General features: G+C 71.7%; 9 protein-coding genes and 1 pseudogene. 5 read left to right on the plus strand and 5 right to left on the minus strand.

The window, feature by feature from the left end:
• Positions 1–193: 193 nt before the first annotated feature.
• Genes ABZ260_RS41880 through ABZ260_RS41890 form a run of 3 tightly spaced genes read left to right on the plus strand, consistent with a single transcriptional unit; the run spans position 194 to position 1,838 of the window.
• Positions 194–769 (plus strand): TetR/AcrR family transcriptional regulator, encoded by a 576-nt coding sequence (locus tag ABZ260_RS41880; RefSeq protein WP_355628885.1) that lies wholly within the window; start codon positions 194–196, stop codon positions 767–769.
• A 16-nt stretch (positions 770–785) separates the two neighbouring features.
• A complete protein-coding gene (locus ABZ260_RS41885; protein WP_355628887.1) occupies positions 786–1,196 on the plus strand; it encodes a cupin domain-containing protein in 411 nt (136 codons plus the stop codon).
• Between the two features lie 27 nt (positions 1,197–1,223).
• Entirely contained in the window at positions 1,224–1,838 is a 615-nt protein-coding gene (locus tag ABZ260_RS41890; protein ID WP_355628890.1) for a DUF4865 family protein, read from the plus strand.
• Positions 1,839–1,869: 31 nt separating this feature from the next.
• Here ABZ260_RS41890 and ABZ260_RS41895 read toward each other — a convergent pair whose 3' ends face one another.
• On the minus strand, positions 1,870–2,238 hold the full coding sequence (locus tag ABZ260_RS41895) for a hypothetical protein (protein WP_355628893.1): 369 nt from the start codon (positions 2,236–2,238) through the stop codon (positions 1,870–1,872).
• Positions 2,138–2,638, minus strand: coding sequence for a hypothetical protein (locus ABZ260_RS41900; protein ID WP_355628905.1), 501 nt, complete (start codon positions 2,636–2,638; stop codon positions 2,138–2,140). Before ABZ260_RS41900 ends, ABZ260_RS41895 begins: the two co-directional genes overlap by 101 nt.
• Here ABZ260_RS41900 and ABZ260_RS41905 point away from each other — a divergent pair.
• A pseudogene (locus ABZ260_RS41905) lies at positions 2,577–2,954 on the plus strand (DNRLRE domain-containing protein); the annotation flags it as partial. The gene ABZ260_RS41900 and the pseudogene ABZ260_RS41905 sit on opposite strands and share 62 nt — an antisense overlap.
• Positions 2,955–3,153: 199 nt before the next feature.
• Here the strand turns inward: ABZ260_RS41905 and ABZ260_RS41910 are convergent.
• Positions 3,154–3,924, minus strand: coding sequence for a TIGR04282 family arsenosugar biosynthesis glycosyltransferase (locus ABZ260_RS41910; RefSeq protein ID WP_355558783.1), 771 nt, complete (start codon positions 3,922–3,924; stop codon positions 3,154–3,156).
• Entirely contained in the window at positions 3,921–4,586 is a 666-nt protein-coding gene (locus tag ABZ260_RS41915) for a glycosyltransferase family 2 protein (RefSeq protein WP_355628896.1), read from the minus strand. Before ABZ260_RS41915 ends, ABZ260_RS41910 begins: the two co-directional genes overlap by 4 nt.
• 91 nt (positions 4,587–4,677) lie before the next feature.
• Between ABZ260_RS41915 and ABZ260_RS41920 the strand changes: the two genes are divergently transcribed.
• Positions 4,678–6,015: a hypothetical protein gene (locus ABZ260_RS41920; protein ID WP_355628899.1), complete on the plus strand. Its 1,338-nt coding sequence runs from the start codon at positions 4,678–4,680 to the stop codon at positions 6,013–6,015.
• Positions 6,016–6,130: 115 nt separating this feature from the next.
• On the opposite strand, the gene ABZ260_RS41925 is transcribed toward ABZ260_RS41920, so the two are convergent.
• The gene (locus ABZ260_RS41925; RefSeq protein WP_355628902.1) at positions 6,131–7,135 is read right to left on the minus strand and encodes an NAD-dependent epimerase/dehydratase family protein; all 1,005 of its coding nucleotides are present in this window, start codon (positions 7,133–7,135) and stop codon (positions 6,131–6,133) included.
• Positions 7,136–7,744: the final 609 nt, after the last annotated feature.

Here is a 7,744-nt window from a genome sequence, read left to right on the forward strand (position 1 = left end):
GGTACGGCTCGCGCGAGCCGTACCCGGAAACAACTCAGACCTGACCTGCTCGAACAGCCCGTACCGCTAATGACTGTCCCGTTGTTCCTCGACCCCGAAACTCTCGCACTTGGTCCCCCCCGTTTGTGAGAGTCCATAGCCGCACTGGAAGCCTTAAGGCGTGGCTGTACCTACTAGTATGTACACTCGTTTCATGAGCACTGCGGAACGTCTCATCGCAAGCACTCGCGAACTGCTGTGGGAACGCGGCTACACCGGCACCAGCCCGAAGGCGATCCAGCAGCGGGCCGGGGCCGGACAAGGCAGCATGTACCACCACTTCGCCGGCAAGCCGGACCTGGCACTCGCCGCGATTCGCCGCACCGCCGAGGAGATGCGCGCCAAGGCCGAGGAGCAGTTCTCCGCACCGGGGACCAGCATGGACCGCATCACCGCGTACCTGCGCCGGGAGCGGGACGTCCTCAAGGGCTGTCCCATCGGACGTCTCACCCAAGACCCGGACGTCATGGCCGACCCGACACTGCGGGCCCCGGTAGACGAAACCCTGGCCTGGCTACGTGAGCGCCTCGCTGAAGTCCTGGCCGAGGGACGCGAGCGCGGTGAACTGGATACCGCGCTGGACCCGCAGACTGCCGCCGCAACCGTCGTCGCGGTCCTACAGGGTGGCTACGTCCTGGCCCGTGCCGCCGACTCCGTGCAGCCGTTCGACCAGGCGATCACCGGGGTGCTGGGCCTGCTGACCACGCATATCGCCACCACCCACAAGTAGAAGGGGCCTGTTCTTCATGCGTATTTCCCGTACACCACAACCCACCGCTGTCGCTCCCTCCGAGTGGATTGCCGGTGCGGCATGGGTCGACGAGATCGCCGCCCCCGAGGGATCGTCGCGCTTCCGCGTCGACAGCGTTCACTTCGCGCCCGGCGCCCGCACCGCGTGGCATCGCCACCCTCTCGGACAGGTCCTGCACGTCACCGAAGGGACCGGACTCGTTCAGTGCCGCGGCGGAGAGGTGCGCACCATCCGGGCCGGCGACAGTGTGCGTATCGCACCGAACGAATGGCACTGGCACGGAGCTTCTCCCACCACCTTCATGACCCACCTGGCTATCCAGGAGGTGGCCGAGGACGGCACCGAAGCCGAACGCGGCACTCATGTCACCGAGGCCGAATACTCCGCCGGCTCTCTATCCCACTGACCATTCATCGGGAAGGCAGCACCCTTCGTGTACGCCAAGCAATACGAGATCACCCTGCCCGCCGGCTACGACATGAAGATCATCCGCAAGCGGGTAGCCGATGGCGGCCACGTCCTCGACGACCGCGCCGGACTGGGCCTGAAGGCGTATGTCATCCGCGAACGCGGCATCGACGGCTCGCCGGTCAACCAGTACGCCCCCTTCTACCTGTGGAACGGCGCCGGCCCGATGGCCCACTTTCTCGTCGGAGGTGGCGGATTCCAAAACATCATCCGGGACTTCGGCCGCCCCGCCGTCCGCCACTGGACAGGCATCGCCTGCCACGCCGGCCCCGCCCGTACGGCTCCTCCCAGGGCAGCCTCGCGTCACCTCACCCCCGTACCTTCCGACGCGGACCCGGACGGCACCGGAGTGGGCCTGTCCGCGCTGCTCGCGCGGGAGGCCGAACAGCTGCAACAGCTCTCCCGTCATGACGACGTGCACACCGCCGCACTGGCTGTCGACCCCCACCACTGGCAGTTGCTGCGGTTCGTGTTGTGGGCGGACACGTCCGCGCCGGACGAGGACGCGACCGAGCGCTACGAGGTACTGCACCTGTCCGCCCCGGGCCTGGGCGACCTGCCGGAGGGACAAGCCTGGTAGCACCCCGGGCGCCCACGATCGCCGTCGCCCGCTACGCCACCTCCTCCTCGTCTAGGTCAGCGGCGGCCGGGCCCCGCAGGGACTGCAGGCCGCCGCCCGCAGGGGCAGAGGCGCGGAAGCTGCAGCGGCCCAGGCAGTTGAGGTTCGCGTGACGGAGTGGGGACAGGCGGGCCACGTCCTCGTCCAGGACGTCGTACTCGCACTGACCGGCGGGCAGGGCCCGCAACCAGGCGACGGCGGCGTCCAGGTAGCGGGTCGTCCACAGCACGGCGGCGTTCAGGACGTACCGGCCCAGCGCGTCACCGCGGATCTTCGGGTCCAACCCCGACGCCGGCCCGAGATGGCGCGGCCACCCGGTCAGGATGTCGAGCAGGCTGCGCTCGGGCAGCCGCTGATGCACCGCCTGCTCCAGCGCCAGCACCGACGGGCGCGGGTCGGCGCCCTCCAGCGGCCGGGTAGCCCGCGTCGACCTCGGCTGCGGCCGTGGACAGCTGGCGGCGGTAGTACGCGACCAGCGCGGACGCCTCGGCCGGGATTCCGGCCTGCTCGCAGAACTGCGCGGCCAGCGGCTCGCACTCTTCCCAGCTCATGAGCTGGGCGTTCAGGTTGGTGTAGGAGTCCGAACCGGTCACCGCGATGTCACCCGAGCGCAGCTCGGCGACCAGGTGGGAGAACACGCACGCCTCCAGGTGCCGGCGCGAGTGCATTCCCGGCACCAACAACGCCGCGGCCGGCTGGCTGCGCGCCGGCACCACCTCCACCAGCGCCGACATCGCCCGCGTGTACCTGAAGTTCGACACCGAGGACCCTGTGCTCGAGGGCGCCACCGTGGTGAATGCGGACCTGTGGGTGTGGAACTACAAGTCCGGCGGCCCCAACGGCCAGCTGTGCGGTGAGAACCTCGGGCCGGGCATCGCGGCCGCCCGCGTCACCTCGTCATGGACCACCTCCAGCTTGAGCTGGTCCAGCCAGCCCTCGGTCTCCAGCAGCCTGGAGGGCGGGAACAAGGCCGGCTACAACTGCGCCAAGGAGGAGCAGCTGGTGCGCCGGGTCACCGGCATGGCCCGCGCCTGGATCGAGCAGGACGTGCCCAACCACGGGGTGGTGCTGCGGGCCGTCAGCGAGACCGCGGCGATCAACTGGCGGCAGTACTACTCCAGCGAACACAGCGGCGACCCCTACCCGGGCTACCGCCACCCGCCCACCCTCATGGTCGAATACATCCCGGCAGAGCCCGAGACCGAGACAGTGATCTTCCGCCACAACGGTCCACCGCTGGCGGAGCCTCCCTCCTACGAGCAGGCAGTCGCACGGTTCATCGGGTCGCTCCCGTCCCGAGCGCGGCGAGGGCGGCGGCGAAGCGGGACGAGGGCGCCTGGGCCGCCACCGCCGCGGCGTCGCCGGCGGTGTCGACGTCTCGCAGGAGGGGCAGCATCCCCACCGACAGGCCCGTCGTACGCAGCCGTGACAGCTGGGCGGCGCCGGTCGTGGGCTGCGACATCGGCACGCCGAGCAGGAGCGCGGGGTCGGGCCGGCGCAGGCCGAGCAGCCAGAACCCGCCGTCGGCGGCGGGGCCGAACACGGCGTCGCGGGTGGCCAGCGCGGCCAGCGCGCCGGCCAGGAGCGCGGGGGTGACCTGCGGGGTGTCCATACCGATCAGGACCACGGGCAGCGGGTGGGCCCGGTAGGCGTCCTCGAAGGCGGCGGCGAGCCGCTCGTCCAGCCCGGTGCCCCGCTGCGGCAGGACGGCGAAGCCCGGCGGCAGCCAGGGGCCGGTGCCGCCGCGCAGTGCCAGCACCCGGTGGCGCGCCGGGGCGTCGGCCACCGCGCCCAGGGTGTCGGCCAGCGCGGCGGTGGCCAGGAGCGCGGCCTCGGCGGGGGTGAACGGCGGGGTGAGCCTGGTCTTGACCTGTCCGGCCACTGGTTCCTTGGCGATGACGACGATCTGGCCCCCACCGTCGATGTCGTCGACGACCCGGCATGGGAGCGGGTCACGCCGTCGGTCTCCCGCCGCGCGGGGCGCGCCGGGCCGCCCGCGGTCCCGGGCGTGCGCGGCCTGCCACATCCTGCTCCGATCGCCGGTCATCTCGTGCCGCCCCGCTCGCTCAGGACCTTGCGCATGTCGCCGACCGCGCGCAGCGTGCCGCGTACGGTGCCGGTGACCTTGGACCGCCCGGCGCGAGGCAGGTAGTCCACCCCGGTCTCGGCGATCCGCCAGCCCCGGTCGGCCGCCCGCAGCACCATCTCCAGCGGGTAGCCGAAGCGCCGGTCGACCAGGTTCAGGGCCAGGAGGTCCGCGCGACGGCAGGCCCGCATCGGGCCGATGTCGCGGAGCCTCGTGCCGGTACGGCCGGCCAGCCGCCAGCCGAGGAAGGCGTTGCCCAGCCGCGCGTGCAGCGGCCAGGCCGCTCCCGGCACGGGGACCCGCCTGCCGAGCATCAGGTCGGCGTGATCTGAGACGACAGGCCCGGTCACCCGTGGAAGCTGGCCCGGGTCCAGCGACGCGTCGGCGTCCATGAAGCACACCACCTCGCCGGTCGAGGCCAGCAGTCCCGCATGACAGGCGGCGCCGAACCCGCGTCTGGGCTCGCTCACCACCAGCGCTCCCAGTTCGGCCGCGACACGCGCCGATCCGTCCGTGGAACCGTTGTCCACCACGATCGGCCGGTAACCGTCAGGCATCCGCCCCAGCACCCACGGCAGGGCCGTCTCCTCGTCCAGGCACGGGAGCACCACATCGATCTTCATGCTTGAGACGCTAAGGTCGACGGGGCCTGTCAACCCTTATGGGGTGGTGACGTGTCGCGGAAAAATCCCAGCTCATACCTAATGTAGGAGGGTGATCACACACTTCCGGCGGCGGGTCAGGAGCCTACGTGCGGAGTACGGCCCGTCACGGGCGAGTGCCGGTCCCGACGGCCGCCGGAGCGGGCCGGCGCTCGTCGTCTGGGCCTCGCTCGTCGTCGCGGCGTTCGCCGCCGGGGCGGTCCTGCACGCGCTGGGCATGCTGCCCATCGACCACCTGCCGCCCCTGCACGGGCACTTCCGCACGCCGCCGCCCTCGCTCGCGGCGCCCCTGCTCCTGGCCGTCCTCGCGGTCGCCGCGCTGCCCGCCCTGACCGCGCGGCTGCGCTTCGGGGCGGCGCTGCTCGTCGCGTACGGCACGGCTCTGGCGTGGACGGTGCTGCTGGCCGTCTCCGGCGAGGGGCTGGCCCGGCCCCTCACCGGCCCGTACGAGTACCTGGCCGTACTGCCCGCGGTTGGGGACGATCCGCTGGGCTGGCTGGCCTCCTTCACCGAGCGGCTTCCCGGCTATCCCACCCATGTGCGGGGGCACCCGCCGTTGCCCGTGCTGGTGCTGTGGGTCCTGGCGAGGGTGGGGCTGCCCGGTCCGTTCTGGGCGGCGGTGCTGGTCGTGGTGGTCGGGTGCTCGGCGGTCGTGGCCGTTGCGCTCACCGTCCGGCGGCTCGCGGGAGAGGAGATCGCTCGGCTCGCGTTGCCCTACCTCACGCTGAGTCCGGTCGCGGTGTGGATCGCCACGAGCATGGACGCTTTCTTCGCGGGGGTTGGCGCCTTGGGGGTGGCCCTGCTGGTGTGCGGGGGCGCCGGGGGCAGGGCTCGCGTTCTCCCGGGGGTGGCGGCCGGAGTGTTGCTGGGGGCCCTGCCGTATCTCAGCTACGGCCTGGTGCCCTACCTGCTGATCCCGGTGGTCGCCGCCTTCGCCGCGCGGATCTCCCGCGCGACGGCGCTCGCCTGCCTGGCGGGGGCGGCGGCGGTCACGGCCGCCTTCGCCGCGGGCGGCTTCCTGTGGCCGTCGGGGGTGCTCGCCACCCACGCGGAGTGGGCCGCCGACCCCGGCGCGGCCCGGCCCTACCTCTACTTCCTGGTCGCCAACCTGGCCGTGCTGGCCCTGCTGACCGGCCCGGCGACCGCCGCGGGCCTGGTACGGATGACGCCCGGCAGTGTGCGCGCCCTGGTCGCGGCGGCGATCGTGGCCGTGCTCGCCCTCGACGTCAGCGGGGTGACCAGGGGGGAGGTCGAGCGCATCTGGGTTCCCTACGCCACCTGGATCGTCCTGGCCGCAGCCTGGTCGCCGAGGGCGCAGGGCCGCCGGTGGCTCGCCGTCCAGGCCCTGACCGGACTCCTGCTGCAGGGCCTCGTCATCTCCCCGTGGTGATCCACCGGACTCGTGTGCCGGTATCCGCCGCGACAGCCCGGTGCGCCCGGGACGGGTCATGGCCGCCGAGGGCCGGAGCATGGACCCGGCGTACGCGATGTCGCCGTGGTAAAGGTCAGCCCAGGGGCGCCGCGGCGAACTCCCGTATCCCCTCGGCGAACCCGATCTCCGCGCGGAACCCGAGATCACGTGCGGCGCGGTCGGGGGCGGCGACGATGTGCCGCACGTCGCCGAGGCGATACTCGCCGGTGGTGACCGGTTCGGGACCTCCGTGCTCGGCCGCGAGAGCGGAGGCCATCTCCCCGATCGTGCGTGGTTCGCCGCTGGCCACGTTGCAGGCCGTCAGCGCCCCTCGGGGGGTGACCGCTCCGAGGGCCGCGAGATTGGCGCGGGCCACGTCCCCGACATGCACGAAGTCACGCCGCTGGCGGCCGTCTTCGAACACCCGGGGGGCCCTGCCCGCCTCCAGCGCGGATCGGAAGATCGCCGCCACCCCGGAGTAGGGGGTGTCCCTGGGCATCCTCGGCCCGTAGACGTTGTGGTAGCGCAGCGCGACCACCGTGCCGCCGACCTCCCGCGCCCAGTTGGCGGCCAGGTGCTCCTGGGCGAGCTTGGTCGTGGCGTAGGCGTTGCGGGGGTCCAGGGGCGCGTCCTCGTCGATCACGGCCGAGGTCAGCTCCGCTCCACACCGCGGGCAGCGGGGCTCGAACCCGCCGCGGGCGAGATCCTCCCGCGAACGCGGGCCGGGCCGTACCCGGCCGTGTCCCGGGCAGTCGTAGGCGCCCTCGCCGTAAACCACCATCGACGAGGCCAGGACCAGCCGTCCCACATCGTGTTCCGCCATGGCCGCGAGCAGTACGGCGGTGCCGTACACGTTGACCGACGCGTAGTCCGGCAGATCGGAGACGTCGGCTCCGAGGCCAACCTTCGCCGCCTGGTGGACCACCGCGTCCATCCCGCGCAACGACCGGGTGAGCAGCTCGGTATCACGCACGTCGCCGACCAGGTGCCCGGCCCGGGGCCGGAGGTCGAGACCGGCGACCTCGTGGCCGGCCGCCTCCAGCAGCTCGGCCACATGACTTCCGATGAATCCGGCCGCGCCGGTTACCAATACCCTCATCCCGCCGACGCTATTGCCTGATCCGGTGGCGGCCGGAGAACGGCGCGAAAGTTCACGGCCCGTAAGAACTCCGCGGCGGACGCGTGTCGACCGGTTACGCGCCCCATACGCCGGTCCGGCTGGCCGCCTGCGCCCCTCCCCGCGCCGTCACTCACCCAGCCGCCCTGGTCGTCTTCGGTGACCGGGCACCCCTTGGCGAACACGCCTCGATCACTGTCAGATCAAGATTTATAACGGTAAGTTATAATACTCAGAAGGACCTTTTCTATCGGAAACAGGACTCAGAGCCCCATGTCGGGCTGCTTGTGTGAGCGTTCCTCCGTTTCGCGTCAGGCACTGACTCCGGGGGTGATCCGTGTCAGATCGACCGTCGCCAGGACCCGCTCAGCACGACGGTGAGCCCGTTCCGAACCCCGGCCGGAAAACCATGTGCCCAGGCCGAGGTCTCACCGAGTGGTTGCGCGAACATCCGCCGCCCGGCCCGTTCCGGCCGGAGTTCTGGCGCAGCCCGCTACGCGGCCCGTGGCTGACCTCGGTGTTCGGCATCGTGCTGCTGGTCGGCATCCCCATCCTCGCGATCACAGGGCTGCTGTCGTACGCCGCTTACAA

The sequence above is a fragment of the Streptosporangium sp. NPDC006013 genome, from assembly GCF_040614275.1.
Classification (GTDB): Bacteria; Actinomycetota; Actinomycetes; order Streptosporangiales; family Streptosporangiaceae; genus Streptosporangium.

Excerpts from the sequence above, each read along its gene's own strand:
- ABZ260_RS41915 (WP_355628896.1), bottom strand. The coding sequence starts at position 4,586 with ATGAAGATCGATGTGGTGCTCCCGTGCCTGGACGAGGAGACGGCCCTG.
- ABZ260_RS41885 (WP_355628887.1), top strand. The coding sequence starts at position 786 with ATGCGTATTTCCCGTACACCACAACCCACCGCTGTCGCTCCCTCCGAG.
- ABZ260_RS41880 (WP_355628885.1), top strand. The coding sequence starts at position 194 with ATGAGCACTGCGGAACGTCTCATCGCAAGCACTCGCGAACTGCTGTGG.
- ABZ260_RS41925 (WP_355628902.1), bottom strand. The coding sequence starts at position 7,135 with ATGAGGGTATTGGTAACCGGCGCGGCCGGATTCATCGGAAGTCATGTG.
- ABZ260_RS41910 (WP_355558783.1), bottom strand. The coding sequence starts at position 3,924 with ATGACCGGCGATCGGAGCAGGATGTGGCAGGCCGCGCACGCCCGGGAC.